At 67.0% G+C, this 20,476-nt stretch carries 17 protein-coding genes; 7 read left to right on the forward strand and 10 right to left on the reverse strand.

Annotation, left to right across the window (positions count from 1 at the left end; genetic code table 11):
- Positions 1–121: 121 nt before the first annotated feature.
- From ACFZB3_RS42830 to ACFZB3_RS42845, 4 genes are all read right to left on the reverse strand, one after another.
- Positions 122–304, reverse strand: coding sequence for a hypothetical protein (locus tag ACFZB3_RS42830; RefSeq protein WP_391387326.1), 183 nt, complete (start codon positions 302–304; stop codon positions 122–124).
- A gap of 14 nt (positions 305–318) precedes the next feature.
- Positions 319–3,102: an AAA family ATPase gene (locus ACFZB3_RS42835; protein WP_391387329.1), complete on the reverse strand. Its 2,784-nt coding sequence runs from the start codon at positions 3,100–3,102 to the stop codon at positions 319–321.
- Between the two features lie 112 nt (positions 3,103–3,214).
- A complete protein-coding gene (locus ACFZB3_RS42840) occupies positions 3,215–3,901 on the reverse strand; it encodes an alpha/beta fold hydrolase (RefSeq protein WP_391387331.1) in 687 nt (228 codons plus the stop codon).
- Positions 3,902–4,599: 698 nt separating this feature from the next.
- Complete coding sequence (locus tag ACFZB3_RS42845; RefSeq protein ID WP_391387334.1) at positions 4,600–5,223, reverse strand: WHG domain-containing protein; 624 nt, start codon at positions 5,221–5,223, stop codon at positions 4,600–4,602.
- A 101-nt stretch (positions 5,224–5,324) separates the two neighbouring features.
- Between ACFZB3_RS42845 and ACFZB3_RS42850 the strand changes: the two genes are divergently transcribed.
- From ACFZB3_RS42850 to ACFZB3_RS42860, 3 genes are all read left to right on the forward strand, one after another.
- Positions 5,325–6,875 (forward strand): carotenoid oxygenase family protein, encoded by a 1,551-nt coding sequence (locus ACFZB3_RS42850; RefSeq protein WP_391387337.1) that lies wholly within the window; start codon positions 5,325–5,327, stop codon positions 6,873–6,875.
- A gap of 7 nt (positions 6,876–6,882) precedes the next feature.
- On the forward strand, positions 6,883–8,322 hold the full coding sequence (locus tag ACFZB3_RS42855) for an aldehyde dehydrogenase family protein (protein WP_391387339.1): 1,440 nt from the start codon (positions 6,883–6,885) through the stop codon (positions 8,320–8,322).
- Between the two features lie 116 nt (positions 8,323–8,438).
- A complete protein-coding gene (locus tag ACFZB3_RS42860; protein WP_391387342.1) occupies positions 8,439–9,770 on the forward strand; it encodes an aldehyde dehydrogenase family protein in 1,332 nt (443 codons plus the stop codon).
- A 320-nt stretch (positions 9,771–10,090) separates the two neighbouring features.
- Here the strand turns inward: ACFZB3_RS42860 and ACFZB3_RS42865 are convergent, their stop codons facing one another.
- From ACFZB3_RS42865 to ACFZB3_RS42890, 6 genes are read right to left on the reverse strand one after another with little or no spacing between them, the layout of a single operon-like run.
- Positions 10,091–11,308, reverse strand: coding sequence for an FAD-dependent oxidoreductase (locus ACFZB3_RS42865; protein WP_391387345.1), 1,218 nt, complete (start codon positions 11,306–11,308; stop codon positions 10,091–10,093).
- Between the two features lies 1 nt (position 11,309).
- Positions 11,310–12,311, reverse strand: a complete 1,002-nt coding sequence (locus tag ACFZB3_RS42870; protein WP_391387348.1) for a phosphotriesterase — start codon at positions 12,309–12,311, stop codon at positions 11,310–11,312.
- Positions 12,312–12,331: 20 nt separating this feature from the next.
- Positions 12,332–12,526 carry a ferredoxin gene (locus ACFZB3_RS42875; protein WP_391387351.1) on the reverse strand — a complete coding sequence of 65 codons (195 nt, stop codon included), beginning with the start codon at positions 12,524–12,526 and terminating at the stop codon, positions 12,332–12,334.
- A gap of 5 nt (positions 12,527–12,531) precedes the next feature.
- Positions 12,532–13,776 (reverse strand): cytochrome P450, encoded by a 1,245-nt coding sequence (locus tag ACFZB3_RS42880; RefSeq protein ID WP_391387354.1) that lies wholly within the window; start codon positions 13,774–13,776, stop codon positions 12,532–12,534.
- 27 nt (positions 13,777–13,803) lie between these two features.
- The gene (locus ACFZB3_RS42885; RefSeq protein WP_391387358.1) at positions 13,804–14,916 is read right to left on the reverse strand and encodes an NAD(P)-dependent oxidoreductase; all 1,113 of its coding nucleotides are present in this window, start codon (positions 14,914–14,916) and stop codon (positions 13,804–13,806) included.
- Positions 14,917–14,932: 16 nt separating this feature from the next.
- Entirely contained in the window at positions 14,933–15,694 is a 762-nt protein-coding gene (locus tag ACFZB3_RS42890) for an aldolase/citrate lyase family protein (RefSeq protein WP_391387361.1), read from the reverse strand.
- A 295-nt stretch (positions 15,695–15,989) separates the two neighbouring features.
- Between ACFZB3_RS42890 and ACFZB3_RS42895 the strand changes: the two genes are divergently transcribed.
- From ACFZB3_RS42895 to ACFZB3_RS42910, 4 genes are all read left to right on the forward strand, one after another.
- Entirely contained in the window at positions 15,990–16,655 is a 666-nt protein-coding gene (locus ACFZB3_RS42895) for a TetR family transcriptional regulator (protein WP_391387363.1), read from the forward strand.
- Positions 16,656–17,078: 423 nt separating this feature from the next.
- Positions 17,079–18,263 (forward strand): oxygenase MpaB family protein, encoded by a 1,185-nt coding sequence (locus ACFZB3_RS42900; RefSeq protein ID WP_391387366.1) that lies wholly within the window; start codon positions 17,079–17,081, stop codon positions 18,261–18,263.
- A gap of 52 nt (positions 18,264–18,315) precedes the next feature.
- Entirely contained in the window at positions 18,316–19,764 is a 1,449-nt protein-coding gene (locus tag ACFZB3_RS42905; protein ID WP_391387369.1) for an aldehyde dehydrogenase family protein, read from the forward strand.
- 172 nt (positions 19,765–19,936) lie between these two features.
- Positions 19,937–20,350, forward strand: a complete 414-nt coding sequence (locus ACFZB3_RS42910) for an SRPBCC family protein (protein WP_391387373.1) — start codon at positions 19,937–19,939, stop codon at positions 20,348–20,350.
- The last annotated feature ends 126 nt before the right edge of the window (positions 20,351–20,476 follow it).

Below are 20,476 nucleotides of genomic sequence, written 5' to 3' on the forward strand. Positions count from 1 at the left end.
CGTGGATCAACGACCCGGCCAAGCGCCGTGAACCCGCAGCACAAACCTCATAGCGTCACGACCGTCTCACTGGACTTGAAATCTTCCGGCCGCCGCCGTAGGCAAGGCCACGGTTTGTAGATCACCGACCCGAGATCGGTAGCGAGGTGCGCGCACGGTCGGGGTCGTTAGTGATCAGCTGCTGTACCTCGATCTTGAACATGCGCACCTCCTCGCCGGATCGGTCGCTTCGAACCAGAACCTGCGATGCCCAAGGCAGACCGACGATTCCCTGCCGGGGATCGGCTTTCGGGTCGGTGCGCACGGGAGCGTTGGTGATCAGGCGCCGTTGTCGTCCGCCAACGCGTCGCGCAGCGCGGCTCGTGAAGCCACACCCAGCTTGGGAAAGAGCCGGTGCAGATGAGTGGAGACAGTGCGCGGGGAGAGGAAGAGTCGTTCGCCGATCTGTTTGTTGGTGAGGCCCGCTGCCGCGAGCATGGCGATCTCGCGCTGCTGCGGGGTGAGCGACGCCAGCCCGGTGACACCGGCAGTCCCGACGGACAGCCCGGTGGCCCGCAGCTCGTTGCCCGCCCGGGCCGCCCAGGGGCAGGCGCCGAGGCTCTCGAAGGTGTCGAGCGCGGCTCCGAGACGGGCGCGTGCCTCCGTAGTGGACTTCGCCCGCCGCAGTTGTTCGCCGTAGGCGAGCTGCACCCGGGCCAGCTCGAACGGCCAGCCGTCGGTGCCGGGCACGGCGAGTGCCTCCTCGAACAGCCCGACTGCGCTCTCGTCGTTGGCGACAAGTGCCGCCGACGCCTTCACGATCATGGCGAGCCGTGGCGAGATCGCGGCGACACCGGCGTCCTGGGCCGCTCTGACATGAGCCGCCGCGTCAGCGTCACGGCCCGTTCTCACCGCGGCCTCGACGAGGTCCATGATGAGGAGCAGCGCGGTGGGCACGTGCGATGCCAGCTCGCCCGCTGGGCTGACAGCACACGCGTGCCGATACGCGTCTTCGAACCGGCCCCGGCCGAGCGCCGCGAGCGCCCGCGCGTGCGAGGCGCACGACAGATGGAAACCCACCCCGCGCGGTCTCGCCCACAGGACGATCTCGTCCGTCAGAGTCATGACAGCCGCCTCGTTGCCACGCGCGGCCGCTACCAGCGCCTGCTGGTACAGGAACGCCGCCGACATCAGCCGATAATTGTGGGTGTCACCCAGCCGACGGCCCCGGTCGGCCTGGGTCTCGAGTTCGTCCCACGCCCCTGCCGCGAAACAGTCCCTGCCCAGGAAAACCCGTCCCAGGATCTCCACGGTGACCGTACCGCTGTCCCGGCCCTCCCGGAGCAGCCTCCGCAGCGCTGTCCGGCACCCAGGCAGCCGGTCGACGTATACGGACGCCACAGCGATCCGAAGGACCCGGACCGGGTCCGTTTCCTGATCGAGCGAGGCGACCAGGTCGTCGAGTGTGCGGAGCGCGGGCAGCGGCGTCCGGGCCGGATCAGCCACGGCGGTGGGGTTTAGCGCCAGCAGGTCCGGGACCTCGGGTTTCAGCAGCTCCAGCGCCCGGTGCAGCGGTTCCCACAGTTCGGCCCGCTCACTCGCTTGGCACACCCAGGCGAGATTGTGCAGCGCCTCCAGCATGGCAATGTCGGTTGCGTCGTACGGCTGGTGCTGCATCTCGATCGCGCCGACGAGCAGCCTGTGCGCGGTGCCGAGGTCGCCCTCGCCGCTCAGGAGGATGTGATGTGCCGCCGCGACGGCGGCGACCAGCGGCCCCGCCCGTCCTCCGTCGGCCTTGCGGGCCTCCTCCAGCAGCCTCGGCACATCGCGCAGGTCGCCGGTCAGATTCGCACCGAGATACGCCGCCTCGGCGATCCGCCGGCTGCGGTCGTACCCGCGCGGACTCAACTCCGCGGCGCGCAGCAGGGCGGCGACGGCACCGCCCGCGTCACCACGCCGTACGGTGTCCCGCGCCACCTGCTCCAGCAACCGCGCGACATCCTCGCTGGGCTCGACCGTGGCCTGGGCGAGGTGCCATGCCCGCCGCTCCGGCCGCTCCGCCCAGAACTCGGCCAGCGCACGGTGTACCTCGCGGCGTTGGCCGCTGGTCGACAGTTCCACGACTGCGGAGCGGGTCAGGGGATGGCGGAAGGCCAGTCGGCCGGTGCCGTCGTCCACATGGACCAGTCCCGCCCGCTCGGCGTGCGCCAGATCCTCCACTGCGGCCGCCCCGACCCCGGCCGACGTCAGGACACGCAGGTCACCGGTGCCGTCCAGGGCCGCGTACAGGAGCAGTGACCGGGTCGCGGCGGGCAGGGTCTCCACCCGGGACGCGAACACCGCCTGGAGCCGACGGCTCAGCGGCAGCACCTCAGGCACACCGGCCGTGATGCCTTGGGTGTCACGCAGTGCGATGGGCAGCTCCAGCAGGGCCAGCGGATTTCCCTGCGCCTCGGCCAGCAGACGCTCCCGCACCCGGGGCGCCAGGGCCGGAAAACGGTCCTGGATCAGCACTGCCGCCGCGGTCGCGTCCAGGGGCCGTACAGGGTGATGGGGCACCCCACCGCGCTCGAAGAACGTGCCTTCCTCCGCCCGGTACGCGCCGAGAAGGCCGACCCGGCTGCCGGTGAGACGACGGGCGACGATACCCAGCACCACGGCACTGGCCCGGTCCAGCCACGGCAGATCGTCCACGACCACCAGCATCGGGCGTTCCTCGGCGGCCTGCACAAACAGCGTCAGCACAGCGTTCGACACCAGCAACTGATCGGACGGCACCCCCTGGTCCAGTCCCAGGGCGACGCTCAGCGCACCGCGATACGGGCCGGGCAACCGCTCCAGCCCCGCGAGCAGCGGATGCAGGACCTGATGCAGCCCCGCGAAACCGACCGTGCTCTCGAACTCCACGCCGGCGGCGCGTACGACGCGCATACCCGCGTCCCGGGCGTGCGCGGCCGCGGCGTCCAGCAGGACGGTCTTGCCGACACCCGGGTCCCCGGACAACAGGAGTGCGCCGCCCGAGTCCCCGGCCTCGTCGACGAACCTCCGCAGCAGATCGACATCGTGCTCCCGCCCGATCAGCCGCCCGCCCGACCCCGCCGGAGGATGACCGGTACCGTCCATGCACGTCTCCTTGACGACGTCCGTACCCTACGCCGGGGCGGCGCCAGCAGGTACCCCCAGACCGGGATCACGGGGGCCGCCCGGATCCCGGCCGTCTTGTCCGACGGTGCGGTCAGTGCCCCGCGGCCTGCTTGATCACAGAGGCCACCGCATCGGGCGACGACACGTACACGGAGTGGCTGCCGGGCACCTCGACGACCTGCGAGCCCGCCCGCTCCGACATCGCACGTTGCGCCGGCGGCGGGATCATACGGTCGTCGGTGGCGACGAGGTACCAGCTCGGCTTCACCCGCCACGCCGGCTCCGACACGGCACCGTTGAGCGCGTCGACACCCCACGGGACCTGCGAGTCGGCCATGAACGCCGCCAGCTCGGCGGACACATCACCGGCGAAGGAGTCCGCGAACTTCTCACGGTCCAGGAACAGGAAACCGTCCTTGGGCGGCAGGATCGGCGGCACCGGGTCACCCGGCGCAGGGTCGGCGATGAGCGAGCTGACCGACTCGCCCTTGTCGGGCGCGAACGCGGCGATGTAGACGAGCGCCGCGACCTTCGGGTGGTTGCCGGCCTCGGAAATCACGGCGCCGCCGTAGGAGTGCCCCACCAGAACGACCGGACCGTCCTGCGCGTCGATGACCGTTCGTGTCGCGGCGACGTCCCCCTCCAGCGACAGCGTCGGGTTCTGGACAATGCTGACGTTGTACCCGTCCCGCTGGAGGACGTCGTAGACCCCCCGCCAGCCGGATCCGTCCACGAAGCCTCCGTGGACGAGGACAGCGTTCCGCGATCGCGTACTCATGGCTTCTCCTTCAGCGTGCCCGACCGTCGCGGCCACGCGAAGAAAGCTAGGCGGCAGCTGCCACCAGCGAATCCGTCACGTGACGTACATCGGCGGGACCTCTGCAGAGCGTGAGGTTCTGAACGTCGGCTGCGGTACCTGCCCCCCGGGCAGAAACAACAAGGAGAAAAGCGCAATCGAGACTACGAGACACTGTGTCATCTAGCGGATGCCGAGCAAATGGAAGCTTCATAGGCTGCCCTCCCTTCTGGCAATCAAGGTCGTTTCCTTTTACGCTCCGACGGGTCCAGCCAGAGAGAACTCGCCCTGTGCGCCTTTCGGATTTTTAAGGGCGGAGATGGTTGAGCCTCTGCCTAATATTCACAGGACGACCAGCCCCGGTGGCAGCGGTTTTCCCAGCGACTCCAGGGCGCGACCGCCGCAAAGCGCTCACTGAGCGATCGATGCAGCGCGATTTGAACGTCGTCCGTGCAAGGAGCGCCCCAAAATGACGACCTGCTCCCAGAAGGCCACCACATCCATGGCCAGAGGCCGTATGGTACGCGGGGCCGTGGTCCGGTCCGGAACCGCACTGGTAACGGTCGACCGCCAGTGCACCGCCCTTTCAGGCGGGAAGGTCGCCGCCCGCCTAATCCGCTCGCAAAGTCAGGACGACGGTCGACGGACTCCCACTCCGAACAAACCTCAAAGCCCCAATCTCAACGGCGAGCGTCCGGTGCCGCCAGTCCGCGCAGCATCGTGGAGACCATAGCCTGGAAAACGGCGGCCGGATCCCGAACCTGGACAAGTCCCTTCAGTTCGAGCGTGACAGCGCCGTGCACCGCGCTCCAGATCTGCTGCGCAGCTACCCGGGGATCATGCACCACGATCACCCCCGCCGCGGCGGCCAATTCGACGTTGCGAACCAGCGCGGCGAACGCCGCCACCGCGTGCTGCGCGAACGCCGGCGACGAATGCTCATGCACGACCGCATTCTCGAACATGATCGCGTAAAAGTGCGGATTCGCAAGCGCGAATGCGCGATAACGGAGCTGCGCATTCATCAGCCGGTCGGCGAAATCGGCCTCGTCTCCGGGCTCGACCGCGGCACGCAAACGATCGAAACCCTTGACCAGTAGGGCCTCTATCAGGCCGTCCTTACCCCCCAGATGGTTGTACACCCCCATCGGGGCGATTCCCGCCTCGGCCGCCACCGCGCGCACCGTCAAAGCACCAGGCCCGTCTCGCACCAGCACGACCTCGGCCGCAGCCAGCAGCTCTCGGCGGACGTCGACGCTGGGAGTCCGGGACCGGCGCACACGCGCAGCAGGCGAATCACTCATGCGGCCCATCCTCCCCCACCTGCCACCTCATGGCCGTCAGCCTTGACTTATAGAACAGCGTCACATAACTATAGCTCCAGGATCTACGAAAGGTTCGTTCCATGCCCAGCTCAGACGGCATCACGCCTGACAACCTCGACCGGCTTCCATCTCTTGACCATCTCGTCCGACAAGGCATCTACCGGGGAGGCGCGGGCAAGCACCTGGGCAGCCTGCGTGGAGCACTCGGATGGGAGGACCTGTCGGCGCAAGAAGTCGACAGGCCCGACGTACCGGTGACGGGCGCCCTGCCCGAATGGCTCTCCGGAACGCTGTTGCGTACTGGCCCGGCCAAGTGGGATCTCGGTCGACAACAGCTGAACCACTGGTGGGACGGGCTGGCACTGCTCCAGCGGTTCGAGTTCCAGAACGGCCACGTCTCCTACCGCGCCCGTTTCCTCGAAACCCCGGCGTACGAGGCCGTCCAGAAGAACGAGAGGCTCACGTGGCGGGCCTTCGCCATGGATCCGTGCGCCGACCTGCTTGCCGGTGAGAAGACCGAGTTCGTGCCGCACTCCATCAATGCCAACATCAACATCACCAAGATCGGCGAAGCGATCGTCGCGCTGTCCGAGACACCGATGGCGATGGCATTCGACCCTGCAACGCTGCGAGCCCTCGGTGAGATCGACCACATGCCGACGCAAGGCGCGTGGCCCGGGTTCCACACCTCGACACCTCACCCCCACAGCGACTTCGACCGCAAGACGCGGTACAACGTGCACACCGTCTTCGGTGAGAAGCCGGCCTACCAGGTCGTCGCCACGGACTCCTCCGGCGTGAAGAGGGTGCTCTCCACGCTGCCGGTTCAGGTCGGCAACCCCGGATACCGTCACCACTTCTCCATCACCGACCGTCACGTGATCGTGATGGAATACCCGCTGCGGCTGGACCTGCAGACCCTGGCCGAGCATCCCAGGGAAAGGCTCGCTGCCGCCTTCCGATGGGACCCCACCGACTCCACGAAGATCTATGTGATCGACCGCTCCGACGGAGCGCTGAAGAAGCAGTTCGAGACGCCCGGCTTCTTCGTGGTGCACCACGCCAACGCCTACGAGACCGGCGACGCGATCGTCATGGACGTCGCGGCCTACGACACCGCAGAGCACATCAGCGACTTCTACCTCGATCGGCGACGCAGCGGCTCTCCCCTCTCGCTCGGGCAGTTGCGTCGCTACGTCCTGCCGCTGGGGTCAGGCACGAACGCCGATTACCATGTCTTGTCCAGCGCTCAGATGGAACTGCCGACCTATGACTACCGCAGGTTCAACACCAAGCCGTACCGGTATGTCTACTCCGCCGGCATGCGCCAGGATCTGCCTGAGGTGGCCTACAACCAGGTCGTGAAGGCCGATGTGGAGACCCAGGTCACGCACACCTGGTTCCAGGACGGATGCTTCCCCGGCGAGCCCGTGTTCGTGCCCGCGCCCGACGCTGTGGCGGAGGACGACGGCGTGATCCTCTGCCTGGTTCTGGACACCACCGTGCGCAGCTCCTTCCTCCTGGTCCTCAACGCGAAGGACCTCACGGAGGTCGCCCGCGCACAGCTGGACACCGCGATCCCGTACGGGCTGCACGGTCAGTTCCTCGGCGAGCACTACTCGACGCTGTGAGGACACGATGAGCTACGTCGGACCTACCGACCTGTACATCGGCGGAGAGTGGCGTTCCGCAGCCGGCGGCGCCCGCTTCGCCGTCACCGACCCGGCCACCGAAGCCGTCATAGCCGAAGTGGCCGACGCGGATGTCGCCGACGCCCGCACCGCAGCCGACGCCGCGGCCGACGCGCTACCGGGCTGGACGGCCACGTCTCCGCGTGAGCGGGCCGAGGTGCTGCGCCTGGCCTTCGAAGCCATGATGGACCATCAGGAAGAGCTTGCCCGGTTGATTGTCTGCGAGAACGGCAAGCCGCTGGCCGACGCCCGCGGAGAAGTCGCCTACGCCGCGGAGTTCTTCCGGTGGTACAGCGAGGAGGCCGTGCGTGCGCCGGGCGAACTCACCCGTTCCCCCGGGGGCGAGCGGCGTATCCTGACCATCTCGAAACCGGTCGGTGTCAGCCTGCTGATCACGCCCTGGAACCTGCCGGCGGCCATGGTCACGCGCAAGGTGGCTCCTGCCTTGGCGGCCGGTTGCACTGTGGTGGTCAAGCCTTCCTTCCAGACCCCGCTCGTCGCCCTGCGGCTGGCCGAGCTGATCGCCGAGGCCGGAGCCCCGGCCGGCGTAGTGAACGTCGTACCCACCACACGGGACATCCCCGTGGTCGGGGACCTGCTGGAACGTGGACCGGTCAGGATGCTGTCGTTCACGGGTTCCACACGAGTGGGCAGCGCCCTGCTGGCCCAGGCTGCCGCCCGGGTCATCAACTGCTCCATGGAGTTGGGCGGCAACGCGCCGTTCATAGTCCTGCGGGACGCCGACCTCGAAGCTGCGGTCCGCGGAGCGCTGGCTGCCAAACTCCGGCACAGCTCTCAGGCCTGCACGGCCGCCAACCGGTTCTTCGTTCACGAGGACCTCGCGGAGCAGTTCGCCGTCCGCCTGGCGGAGGAGATGTCGGCCCTGAAGATCGGGCATGGGCTGGAAGAAGGTTCCCAACTGGGCCCGCTGATCAGTGCGGCCGCCGTCGACGCCACCATGCAACGCGTTCACGCCGCCGTCGACGACGGCGCGGCTCTGCTCACCAACCAGAGCGAGCACCCCGGGCAAGGGCATTTCATCGCGCCGAGTGTGCTCAGCGGAGTCAAGCCCGACGCCGCCATCCTCCAGGACGAGCTCTTCGCGCCGGTAGCACCCGTCATCGCCTTCCGGGACGACGACGAAGTGATCCGGATGGCCAACGAGACGGACATGGGCCTGGCCTCGTACGTCTTCAGCGCCGATCTGGCGCACGCGCTGCGGGTCGCGGAGGCACTGGACACCGGAATGGTCGGCGTCAACACCGGTGTGGTCTCCGATCCCGCCGCGCCGTTCGGTGGGACGAAGCAGAGCGGCATCGGCCGGGAGGGAGGCCACCACGGCATGGCCGAGTTCCTCGAGACCCAGTACCTCGCCGTGAACTGGTAGCCGCCTCTCACTCCCGGAATCCGCGCTCCGCCGATCACAAGGCGATACGAGAGTTCGGCGGTTCGCGGACTCCTGACCCTCCAAGATCGAACATGAATACAACAATGAGGTTGATCATGAACACTCCGCCCAATTTCGCGGCGTTGCTCGAAGGGCTGCGCGCCACGGTGAACTCCGGTGTCACAAGGTCGCTCGCATGGCGGATCGAACAGCTGATGAGGCTGAGGTCCATGGTGTACGACAACCGGGACGCCATCATCAAGGCCGTCTACGCGGACCTGCACAGGGCCCCCTTGGACACCTTCCACGCGGAGGTCGACTTCGTCACCCACGAGATCGACCATCTCGCCGAGAACCTCGGTCGGTGGCTCCAGCCGCGGCCGCTGGCCGCCGAAGGACTCGACTTCCTTCCCCCGGGCTCGAGCGCAGCAGTCAAGTACGACCCGCTCGGCACAGTGCTGGTGATCGCGCCGTGGAACTATCCGGTGCAACTGCTCCTCGTGCCGGTGGCCGGCGCCCTGGCGGCCGGCAACACCGTGGTCGCCAAGCCGAGTGAGATCGCACCCGCCACCTCGACCCTGCTCGCAGAGCTCATACCGGCCCACTTCGACGCAGACGTCCTTGCCCTGGTCGAGGGAGGTGTCTCCGAAACCACCGCCTTGCTCGAACAGAACTTCGACCACATCTTCTATACGGGCAACGGTACGGTCGGGCGCATCGTGATGCGGGCCGCCGCCGAGCACCTGACCCCGGTCACACTGGAACTGGGCGGCAAATCGCCGGTGTTCATCGACACCGACGTCGACCTGACCGTCGTTGCCAAGCGGCTGGCCGCGGGTAAGTTCGCCAACGCCGGGCAGATCTGCATAGCCCCCGACTACGTGCTCACGGATCCGGCCACCGCCCGGGCTCTGGAGCCCGCGTTGGCACAGGCAGTGACAGAGCTGTACGGACCCGATCCTGCAAGCTCCCCGGCGTACGGGCGCATCATCAACGAGCGCCACTTCGACCGCGTGGCAGCGCTGCTCGAATCGGGCCGGACCGTGGTCGGCGGAGAGACCGACCGCGAGGACCTGTACATCGCCCCCACCGTCCTGGCAGACGTGGGCCCGGGCGATCCCGTCATGCAGGAGGAGATCTTCGGACCGATCCTTCCGATCATCCAGGTCGCTGGCCTGGATGAGGCAATCGCTTTCATCAACAAGAACAGTAAGCCACTGGTGCTCTACGGATTCGCCGATCGCGAAGCCACCCGTAACCGCCTGGCCGAGGAGACGACCTCCGGTGCCCTCAACTTCGGCCTGCCGATCGCCCACGTACGTGTCGGCGAACTGCCGTTCGGTGGGGTCGGGGCGAGCGGCATGGGCAGCTACCACGGCTCCTACTCCCTCGCCACATTCAGTCATCGCAAGGCCCTGCTCGACGTCCCTCTCATCGAAAAATCCTGACGGGACGGCCGATGAGAACCGTTGGGCGCAGTCGGTCATGAGTCTCGTCGAGTGGGGTGTCGCCTCTATGGAAGTCCTCACCCGGAAGACAGCTACCGACTGACCTTGGTCGCCCACAGAGGGTCCGTCAGCTCGCTGACGGACCCTCTGTGGCAAGTGCTGCTGGTGTCTTTGGAGTCCGGGTAGGTTGAGTGCCCACTCTCGCGCAGGTTGCACGGCTCCAGTGATCACGTCGGTGCAGGACGATTGTCACCGTGGACACCGGCCGCCGGCCGGAGCGGGCACCGCAAGACGCGCGCGCCACCCCATGGCCTGCAACCTCACGATGCGTACCGCTCGCTGTCGGACACGGCGTCAGCCCAGCGCAATCCGCTGAGGATGAGACCTCGATAACGCTGAATGCTTCGGGCTCGGTTGACGCCGAGCGCCGCGGTGACCTTGCCGTCCCGACGGTAGAGGGCCACGAACCGGCCGTCACTTGGGTCGCCCTCGACGACCCGTACCTCATCGTGGCCCACTGTCGAGCCCACGAGCTGTAGCTTGCGGTCGTACTGATCGGACCAGAACCAGGGCACCGGCTGGTAGGGAACGCGGCCGGCCTCGCTGTCGCCGGCCAGGAGCCGGCAGGCCGCGTGCCGGGCCTGCCGGATCGCGTTGTCCCAGTGCTCGACACGTCTGGTCTCGCCGAACAGCAGGTTGGGCCACCGGGCGATGTCTCCGGCAGCGACAATGCCCGGCGCAGCCAGGCAGGTCTCGTCGCACAGGACGCCATCGTCGATCGTGAGGCCCGAGCCTGCCAGCCATCCCGTTGCGGGGGTCACACCGATGGCCACGACCACCACATCCGCGTGGACCACGCTGCCGTCGCTCAGCTCAAGGCCGCTGATACGAGTGGTGCCCAGTGGGGCGGCAACCGAGACACCGAGACGGACGTCAACGCCGTGGTCCCGATGCAGGGCGGTGATCACCTCGCCCATGCGGGGACCTACCACTCGGCCCAAGAGCACCGGCGCGGCTTCGATCAGGGTGACGGGGATGCCTACGGCGCGACACGACGCGGCCACTTCCGCGCCGATGAACCCTCCGCCGACAACGGCGACACGCGAAGGGCGGGCGGCGATGTCGGCAGCCAGGGACATGCTGTCGGCAAGGGTGCGCACCACGTGGACACCGGGCATGTCGAGAGCCGACAACCGCCGCGGGTGCGCGCCGGTGGCGATGACCAAGCCGTCGTACGGATGGACGTGGCCGTCAGCGAGTCGGACACGACGACTTCGTGTGTCCAAAGCGACGGCGGCATTCCCGGTGAGCCACTCTGCGCTCAAGGCGTCCGTCTCGATGTCGAAGCTGACTTGATCCGCCGACCAGGCCCCGGTCAGTAGCTGCTTGGACAACGGGGGGCGGTCGTAAGGCAGTTGAGGTTCATCACCTATCACCGTGAGGCGGCCGTCGTACCCTTCGTCGCGCAGGGCTCGGGCGGCGTGCAGCCCCGCGAGTGAGGCGCCGACGACGACGATGTTGCTGAGTGGAGCGGCCATGTCAGTACGCCTCGTTGTTTTCCAGGAGCCGGCGGGGGTTGTCGACCAGCATCTGGTGGATCTGGGCGTCGGAAATGCCTCGCTGCCTAATCGCCGGCAGCACCTCGTCGGGGATGTGGGTCTGGGTCCACTGCGCGGGGAGCACCGGCCAGACTTGGGGCAGGACGGGAAACCAGTCAGTGTAGATGCTGGCGTCATGCGCCAGCAGGATCTGCCCGGCATAACCGCGTTGACACAACTGCACCACGGTGTCGATGCGCTGCTCCATCGTCGGCCGGCCGGGCATGTAGAAGCCGAACCGGTCGCAACCGATGAAGGAGCCGGCGTCCAAGAGGCGTTGCAAGTAGTCGAAGTCGTCGCTGTCCCCCGCATGTCCGATGACGACCCGGTCCAGTTTCACACCCTCTTCGGCGAAGATCCGCTGCTGGTTCAGGCCGTTACGGGTCTCGCAGTCGCTGTGGGTGGTGATCGGCGCGCCCGTCTCGCGATGCGCTCGGGCCGTGGCACGCAGGATCCGATCGACGTTGGCGGTGACGCCTTCCTTGTCGGTGACGCACTTGATGAGCGCGGCTTTGATGTCCGTGCCCTGCACCCCCAGAGTGATGTCGCGGACGAACATGTCGACCATGACGTCCTTGAGCTTCCCGTCGGCGCCCCGCTCGGGCGGCCGGGAACGGTAGAACCACGGCAGTGCGTCATGGGTGTACAGCCCGGTGGAGACCACGATGTTGATGTCGGCCTCCGCATTGGCCTCCGCCAAGGCGCGTACGTCGCGGCTGTGGCCGATGGCCGAGGCGTCGATGAGTGTGTCGATACCGCGGGCCTTGATCTCCGTGAGCTTGCCGGCCACATAGGCGATCGCCTGAGCCCTGGAGCCCTGCCAGCTCAAGTCCGGGAAGTCCCGCTGAAGTTCGGCGTCGACGTTGAAGACATGCTCGTGGGCCAACGTCCTGCCCAGATCGCCGGCGGCGACCGGCCCCCGCACGGTCTCTACCGCAGTCATCCTGCTTCTCCTTACCGAGGTCAACTCAGAGAGATCGCGCGCTTGGGGCAGGCGCTGGCAGCCGCCTCGACCTTCGTGCGCAGCGTGTCGTCGGGGTGCTCGTCCAGGATCAGCAGGTTGTCGTCGTCATCGAGATCGAACACCTCGGGGGCCTCTGCCGCGCACACACCGTTGCCCTCACAGAGGTTCCAGTTGACTTTCATGTCGATGCTCACTGTTCTCAGTCCTTTGTGTCGGTGTGGAGCGTCAGGTGGTCGTAGCCCCACTGGAAGCTGGAAGGCGGGCGCTGCGCCGTGGCCTCGTCAATGGCGTAGCGCGGTATGCGCCGGATGAGCTCCTCGAGAAGCACCCGGCCCTCCAGCCGTGCGACGTGAGTGCCCAGGCAGAACTTCATTCCCTGGCCGAAGGAGAGATGACGTTCCATCACCCGGTTCCAGCGGAACTCGTCGGGCGCCTCGAATTCGCGCTCGTCCCGGTTGGCGGACATATTGAGCGGCAGGACCCGCTGGCCCGGCCTGAGCTGCTTGCCGCCGATCTCGATCGGCTTGCGCACGGTTCGCAGGAAGAACTGAGCCGGGGCACAGAAGCGGATCATCTCCTCGAGGGCGGTCTTGAGGCGGTCAGGGTCAGCGCCTACCTCTTCGCGTTGGACAGGGTGGCGCTGGAGTTCCAGCAGCCCATGCCCCACCACCTTGGGAAGCGTCTCCGAGCCGCCGACCAGGACGAGCCCCACTTGCGGTGCCAGCTCGGAGTCGCTGAGCCGCCGGCCGTCGAATTCGTGATGAATCAGACCGTCGATGGCGGGGACAGAGCCGTCGGCGCCGGCCGCTCGGCGCCGTTCGACCGCCTCGTGCGCGACAGCCATCCAGCGCTCGGCGAAGTGAAGCCTGTCCTCGGTGAAGTTCCCCGTCACCGAGTCCATGTGGGCCATGCCGTTCACGGCCTGCAGCAGCTCCGCCGCCCGCTCCAGGGGAAGTCCGAAGAGCCAGCACATGGTCCGCGCGGCAACCTGGCCGCCGTACTCCGCCACCACGTCGAAGCTGCGGCGTGGTGCGAGCTCGTCCAACAGCTGCCGGGCCTGTTCGCGTACGAACGGCTCCAGACGCGATGCGGCCCGTGGTCTGAAGGGCGCGCCCATCGCCTGGCGGACCTCGCCGTACTGGGGGTCGTCCAGCCGGTTGAAGGACTCCAGAGGGTCGAGGCTGGGCCGGCGAATCGCACCGCGTTCCAAAGAGGCCAGACCTGAGCGGCCTATCACCGTGTGGTTGGTGGCGACGAAGTGGCCGTCGGGGTCGGCCAGCACCGAGTACACGTCCTCGAAGCGCGATATGGCCCAGGCGTCGTATTCCTCGAGCCAGTAGACCGGGTGGCGGTCGCGCAGAATCCTGTAGAAGGGAAGCGGGTCGGACATCGCCTCCGGCGAGTACGGATCGTAGCTGAAGGACGGCTTGTCGACGGTTGGCATAGTGCAGGTCCTTTGGGGTGTGATGCCTCAGGTCCGGTCGGTGCCGGAAGACGATTCGGCGGAGCCGAAGCGCTTGATGTGCTCCGGCCACACCTCCGGATTGACCAGGTGCGGGGGGCGTCGGCCATGCAGAATCTCCACGGCCAGCCTGGCCGCGGTCAGCGCCGAAGCCTCGATGAGTTCGGGGGACACACCCCCGATGTGCGGGGTCAGCACGACACTGGGCAGGCTGAACAAGGGGTGTCCATCGGGCAGTGGTTCCGGCTCGGCCACATCGAGGCCCGCGCCGGCGATGGACTGCTCCTTCAGGGCCTTCACCAGGGCGTCGGTGTCGACGGTGGCGCCGCGGGACGTGTTGATCAGGTAGGCGGTCGGCTTCATCAACTCCAGCTCGCGTGTGCTGATCAGCTTGCGCGTCGCCGACGTGAGCGGCGTGTGTATCGAAACGAAGTCAGCCGTGCGAAGTACCACGTCGAGGTCGCTCACCAGACGAACGCCCAGGCGTTCGGCCTCGATGGAGTCGAAGTACGGGTCGTACGCGAGGACATCCATGCCCATCGCCTGACAGCGCTGGGCCAGATGCCGGCCGATGAATCCGAAGCCCACCAGCCCCACCGTCTTGCCGTACAGGACACCCAGCCCGGGTTTGGTGGCCAAGACCTCGGAGCGCGACAGCTCCCTCAGTTCGCGGTGTGCGTATCGATCCGTGTGGGCGATCCGGCGGGTCAGCGTCAGCATGAGACCGAGGGCGTGCTCTGCCACGCCCGCGGCGTTGCCTCCGGGCCCGTTGACGACGGCGATGCCGCGGTCGGTGGCCGCTGCTACATCGATCTTGTCAAATCCCGCAGCCCCGATGAACACCACCTCAAGCAGTGGCGCGCGGTCCAGTACCTCCGCGGTGACCGGCAGATGGCCACCGACGCCTACTGCCTGAAGGGCGTGGGCCGCGGGCAGCTTTTCGTGCATGGCCCGCTCGACAGCCGCCCGACGGATGCCGGCCCTGGACGGGGCAGACCGCCCGAAGCCCATCTCGTCCGCGTCGATTCCGGTCATCACCTCGAAGCCGGCGTCGGTGAACACGGCATCCACCCGGGCGCTGGCGGAAAAGGAGGGGAACAGCACCTTCTTGGGCATGGTCATAAATGCACTCCCGCCTTCACTCGGCATTGGAATCCTTGGTGAGCAACTGAGCGACGGCCGCGTCGCGAGCAATGCCTGCTCTGAGATAGCCGAGGTCATTGCCCAGGGTGATGAGCCGAACACCTCGTCGGATGAGGTCCCGGGCGTGGGCCTCACCGAACCCGAGCGTTCCCACGAAACGACCGTGCCGGTCGGCCGCAGCGATGATCGCGTCCATGGCCTCGTTGAGCTTGGCGTTACCGGTCAGGTCCGATCGGTCGAGACCCAGCGCGAGTGAGAGATCCACGGGACCGACGAACAGTCCGTCCACCCCCGGGGTGGCTGCGATCTCGGCGACATTCGCCAGCCCCTCGGCCGTCTCGATCATGGGGAGACACAGCACATCCTGGTCGGCCTGGGCCGACAGCCCGTACACGCTGCGCACCGGCCCGTAGGACCGCACGCCGGCCGGGGGGTAACGCATGGCATCGGCCACCAGCCGCGCCTGGTCGGCCGTCTCGACCATGGGTACGATCACCCCTTTCGCGCCCACGTCCAACGCACGCATCACCTGGGCGGGGTCGGGCCAGCCGACGCGTGCCACAGCGGGCACGCCGCCGAGCTGTAGCGCTTGGACCGCGGGCAGCAAGGTGTCCCAGGTGACCGCCCCGTGCTGAACGTCCACCACGACGAAGTCGAACCCTGCCCTCCCCATGAGCTCCGCGCCGACGGCACCGGTCCCGCTGAACCATCCCCCGATCGCCGGCCGGGAGCGAATGACGTCCTGGATTGGTTGCATGGGCTTCTCCGTAGGTTGATGAGCGATCCGGGAAAGCCGGATGCGTCTGCTCCATCACCAGCCCCGGTCGTGGTCGGTGGCCCGAGCCGGGGGCGGCTCACCGTCGGACCGTCCGGCACCGGCGTGCGTGACACCCAGAACGTGGGGAGCGGCCCAGACACTCGCAAGGCTTGCCCTTACCATGAGACAGTTGACAACGATTGATGTCAACCTTGGTTCCATACTTCGCCAGGGCGGCGCCGGCACCGCCCGTACGGAGATCTCCGAAAGGCGTCCAGATGACAAACTGTTCACCATGACCGACACCCCCGAACCCACAGGCGCATCCGGCAGCAAGTGGAAGGGCCTCACCGCCGATCAGCGCCGCGAGCTGCGCCGGGCGAAGTTGCTCGACGCAGGCTTCGAGATCCTCGGCACACAGGGTGCGGGTGAGCTGGGAGTGCGCAGCGCGTGCCGGAGGGCCGGACTCACCGAGCGGTACTTCTACGAGAGCTTCGACAGCAGGGAAAGCCTTATCGCCGCCGTCGTGGAACAGGTGTCCGCGGCGGGCTTCGCCCGCATGGAAGAAGCCCGCCGCCAGGCCGACACCGCCAAGGCCGACCCGGTCAAAGCGATGATCCGCGCGTATCTGGATTTCTTCAGCGAAGACCCTCGACGCGGCCGGATCCAGTTCGTCGAGGCCAAGATCGAGTTTCCACCGGGCACACACCCCAGGCCCGGGCGCAACCGTGCCGTCGCGCTGTTCACCGAACTGCTCGCGACCGACCCCGACGGCGGCGAGGTGGACGCCGTAGATCACGCTCTCAACACCACGGCGCTGGTCGGTTCCCAAGGGGAACTCATCATGCGATGGGTGAACGGCCAGCTGCGAGTGCCGAAGGAACGTATGGTCCGGCACATTCTCGGCGTGTTCCGCGCCGTGCAGGGCGTGAGCTCCCGCACAGAGCGCCGCACCAGGTAGCTGCCCGAGTAACCGGCTCCACCCCGTCGCGACCGGGTGATCAGCCCCCTACCGCTCCGCCCGGGGCACCCAAAGGCTCCCGTTCCGACATCACGGCATGGTCGAAGTACAAAGTGCCCGCAGCGGTCATAGCCGGGTCCGGACGCGATCCCCCCGGCTGATACCTGCGCCATCCCGATCCCGGCTCTCCGCGCCAGAGCAGGCCATTCCGCCCTGGCGCCCCTGACCCGATCCGGATGGCCACCCCGCGCCAGACTTCGACCTTGCAGGGATATTAGACAACGACTGTTGTCATACTTGGCCCTCCGGGCGTAGCCTCACAGTGGTGCACGTCAGTGACCGGCCAGTTGTCGAGTGCACGCGGTCACAGCTCACCGAGCGGCGCTCCAGGCGCTGAAACTCACGATCTCGGGACGGTAGAACATGACCACGGCACAGGACTGTCCGCAGCCTCCCCAGCGGCTCGTCAATTTCGATGCGGCGCGGGCCAAGCACGGCGAGAAGGCCGACGCCATGGCCCGAATGCTCGACGTGGGTGATCTGCTCGCTGACGCAGTGATCACGGAATTGGACGCCCTCGGCAAGGACGGTCGCCTCATCCTCAATCGAGGACTGACGGACGGCTTGGACAGCCTGGACAATCCACCGCCGGCCATCGCGGCCCTGCTGCGCCAACTGGAAACCGTTCCTGACTGGGTGAGTCAGGAGTCCCTGGTCGCCGGCGACCCGGTCTCCTTGCTGGTTCCGCCGCACTGGAACCTCTTGGCGTTCATCGGTGGCTCGCTCACTCACACCTACAGCTCACCGAGCATCGCCAAACTCCTGGTTCAGACCGGACAGTTCGACAAGATGGCGCCACGTCGTCTGTCGGAGACCGGTGTGTGGCGAGCGAATGCCATTCTCCCGGGCGGGCTGCTGCGCGGTGCGCCCGGATACGTGCAAACCGCTCAGGTCCGGCTGTTGCACGCCCGAGTCCGGTCCACAGCCCTCAAACACGGGTGGGACACAGCGCAATGGGGCGTGCCGATCAACCAGGTCGACACTGCCCGGACGTGGCTTGCCTTTACCGTCGTGCCCTTCCTCTTCCTGGAGCGCGTGGGCTTCGTGTTCAAGGAGGAGGAGCAACAGGGCCTCTATCAGCACTGGTGGTACATCGCACATCTGCTCGGTCTGGACGAGAGCTTCTTCCTCGACATCAAGGACCACGCGACCGCGTCTCCCCTCCTGGACCTGCTCGATTCCACGGTCGCGCCTCCCGATGACAACAGCCGTGCCCTGGTGCTGGCCCTGTACACCGCCGCCGTGCACGTGCTCTCGGGCCGGCCCACCTCGTTCCTCACCGAAGCGGGGGCACAGGCAATCCTGTACGGGGTGGCACGGCTCTATCACGGGGACGCGCTCGCAGACGCGCTGGCCATCCCTCCTTCAACGGCCATGCCCGTACTGCCGATCATCGCGGTCGGCAACGCCCAGCTCCGGCGCTCCCAAACCACCGTCCCCGGAGTCGCGGCGCAAGAGCGTGAACTGATCAGCCAGTACTACCGCGGCCTCGTGAACAACCTGCCGGGCCACACCGCGTATCAGAAGCACGCGCAACCTGACGAGTGACCCGTCCTGCGGGATTCCAACCCTCCATGCCGTAAACGCCGTAGGAGAAGCCGTGAAGTACGTACACACCAAGCTGTTCATCGGAGGATTCTGGGTAACGCCGGTTTCCACCGAGGTCAACACCGTGGTCGGAGCCGCAACAGAGGAACCGATCGGTCAGACACCTGTAGCCGGCCCGGAAGACATCGACGTAGCGGTGGCCGCCGCGCGCCGCGGATTCGTCAGCTGGTCCCAGACGGCTGCGGCAGACCGTGCCGACATCCTTGATCGCTTCGCGGCCGCTCTCATCTCCCGTGCCGACGTGATCGGCCCACTGGTCTCCAGCGAGAACGGCATGCCGATCAGCCTGTCGGTCCCCGCGAATGTCTACGCACCCGCCGCAACACTCTCCTACTACGCGGGTCTGGTGCGGAAGCTGGAGTTCGAGGAGGACCGCCCCTCGCTCGCCAAGGGCGTGACCAAGGTGCGACGCGAGCCGGTGGGTGTGGTGGGCGCCATCGTCCCGTGGAACTACCCGCTGATGCTGGCCATGATGAAGATCGCCCCGGCGCTGGCCGCGGGTTGCACCGTCGTCCTCAAGCCCGCTCTGGAAACCGCCCTCGACGCGAACGAGCTGGCGGCGGCCGCCGAGGAAGCCGGCCTGCCGCCGGGCGTGCTCAACATCGTCCCCGGCAGCGTGGCAGCCTCACAGGCGCTGGTTGCCCACCCTGGAGTCGACAAGATCGCTTTCACCGGATCCACGCCCGTCGGGCGCAGCATCGGCGAGATCTGCGGACGCCTGTTGAAGCCCGTGACGCTGGAACTCGGCGGCAAGTCCGCCGCCATCGTTCTGGACGACGCGGACCTGGCCACCACCGCAGCCGGACTGGCGTCGGCATCACTGGCCAACAATGGGCAGACCTGCTACGCCTCCACTCGTATCCTCGCCCCGGCGCACCGGTACGCGGAGACCCTGGAGGCTGTCACCTCGATGGTGGCTTCGCTGAAAGTGGGTGACCCGCTCGACCCGGCAACCCGGATCGGCCCTGTCGTGACGGCCCGCCAGCGCGAGAGCATCGAGCGGTACATCCGGTCAGGCCGCGCTTCGGGCGCCCGGCTGACCACCGGCGGCGGCCGCCCTGCCGACCTGAACCGGGGCTGGTACGTCGAACCGACCGTCTTCGGAGACGTACTCAACAGCATGCCCATCGCGCAGGAAGAGATCTTCGGTCCTGTCCTCTCGGTCATCGCCTACAAGGACGTGGAAGAGGCGATCGCCTTGGCGAACGACAGCGAGTACGGCCTCGCCGGCTCGGTGTGGTCCGCTGACGTCGACCGTGCCAACTCCGTTGCCCGCTGGCTGCAGACAGGCTCGGTGGGCATCAACGGCTACAGCCTGGACATCGCTTCGCCCTTTGGCGGCTACAAGGCCAGCGGACTCGGCCGCGAACTCGGTCCCGAGGGCCTGTCGGCGTACCTCCACCTGAAGTCGGTCTATCAGCCGCGGCAGGCCAGCCAATGAGCTGAAGCCCCCGAGTCCCACATCGGCCGGTGCATGCGGCCTGAGCCGATCTCACAACATCCCCCACTGACCACCGGTTAAAGTCCGTACATTCAGTTCGACATCCGTTTGTGCATCAAAAGAAGCACCAGCGGTGCCCTGCGGCCTCATAGTCCCTAGGAGAGGAGTCATCATGCGATCCCTTACTCGCATCAACCGAATCCACCTGAAGTGCCCGCCCCAGGTTGCCTATGATCTCGTGACCACACCCGACAACTGGGTGGGCACTCATCCCGTAACGGCGGAGGTACACGGGGAGAACACCGATCACTCCGCGGTGCAGGGTGCTCGCTGGACGGAGATAATCGCTTCCCAGGGGACTGCACCCTTCAAGGCGGAATGGACGGTCACCGAGGCCATCCCGGGTGCACGGTGGGTGATCGTGTGCCCCAATCTCCGGGATCCCGGAGTGCATTGCCAAATCGTGTACTCCTTCGACGAGGTCGACGGGGGGACAGAATTCACACGTGAGATGACGGTGCGCTCTCCCGAAAATGACACGCACGGCACGTATCTGGAGAACGTTAAGAGGGCCCTGGAGGGCTGAACCGCTGAGGCTGATTTCAAAATGCCAGCGGGCTTCACACTGACCAGGCGAGCTATCCGCACTCCAAGCCCGACAAGATCTTTCCAGGACAGGCGTCCGGCGGCGCGCAAATTACGCGAAGATATT

This window comes from Streptomyces sp. NPDC008092 (assembly GCF_042957285.1).
Lineage (GTDB): Bacteria > Actinomycetota > Actinomycetes > Streptomycetales > Streptomycetaceae > Streptomyces.

Coding starts and splice junctions, on each gene's coding strand:
- ACFZB3_RS42845 (WP_391387334.1), bottom strand. CDS start 5,223: ATGAGTGATTCGCCTGCTGCGCGTGTGCGCCGGTCCCGGACTCCCAGC.
- ACFZB3_RS42840 (WP_391387331.1), bottom strand. CDS start 3,901: ATGAGTACGCGATCGCGGAACGCTGTCCTCGTCCACGGAGGCTTCGTG.
- ACFZB3_RS42860 (WP_391387342.1), top strand. CDS start 8,439: ATGAACACTCCGCCCAATTTCGCGGCGTTGCTCGAAGGGCTGCGCGCC.
- ACFZB3_RS42900 (WP_391387366.1), top strand. CDS start 17,079: ATGACCACGGCACAGGACTGTCCGCAGCCTCCCCAGCGGCTCGTCAAT.
- ACFZB3_RS42835 (WP_391387329.1), bottom strand. CDS start 3,102: ATGGACGGTACCGGTCATCCTCCGGCGGGGTCGGGCGGGCGGCTGATC.
- ACFZB3_RS42855 (WP_391387339.1), top strand. CDS start 6,883: ATGAGCTACGTCGGACCTACCGACCTGTACATCGGCGGAGAGTGGCGT.
- ACFZB3_RS42895 (WP_391387363.1), top strand. CDS start 15,990: ATGACCGACACCCCCGAACCCACAGGCGCATCCGGCAGCAAGTGGAAG.
- ACFZB3_RS42910 (WP_391387373.1), top strand. CDS start 19,937: ATGCGATCCCTTACTCGCATCAACCGAATCCACCTGAAGTGCCCGCCC.
- ACFZB3_RS42890 (WP_391387361.1), bottom strand. CDS start 15,694: ATGCAACCAATCCAGGACGTCATTCGCTCCCGGCCGGCGATCGGGGGA.
- ACFZB3_RS42870 (WP_391387348.1), bottom strand. CDS start 12,311: ATGACTGCGGTAGAGACCGTGCGGGGGCCGGTCGCCGCCGGCGATCTG.
- ACFZB3_RS42885 (WP_391387358.1), bottom strand. CDS start 14,916: ATGACCATGCCCAAGAAGGTGCTGTTCCCCTCCTTTTCCGCCAGCGCC.
- ACFZB3_RS42850 (WP_391387337.1), top strand. CDS start 5,325: ATGCCCAGCTCAGACGGCATCACGCCTGACAACCTCGACCGGCTTCCA.
- ACFZB3_RS42865 (WP_391387345.1), bottom strand. CDS start 11,308: ATGGCCGCTCCACTCAGCAACATCGTCGTCGTCGGCGCCTCACTCGCG.
- ACFZB3_RS42880 (WP_391387354.1), bottom strand. CDS start 13,776: ATGCCAACCGTCGACAAGCCGTCCTTCAGCTACGATCCGTACTCGCCG.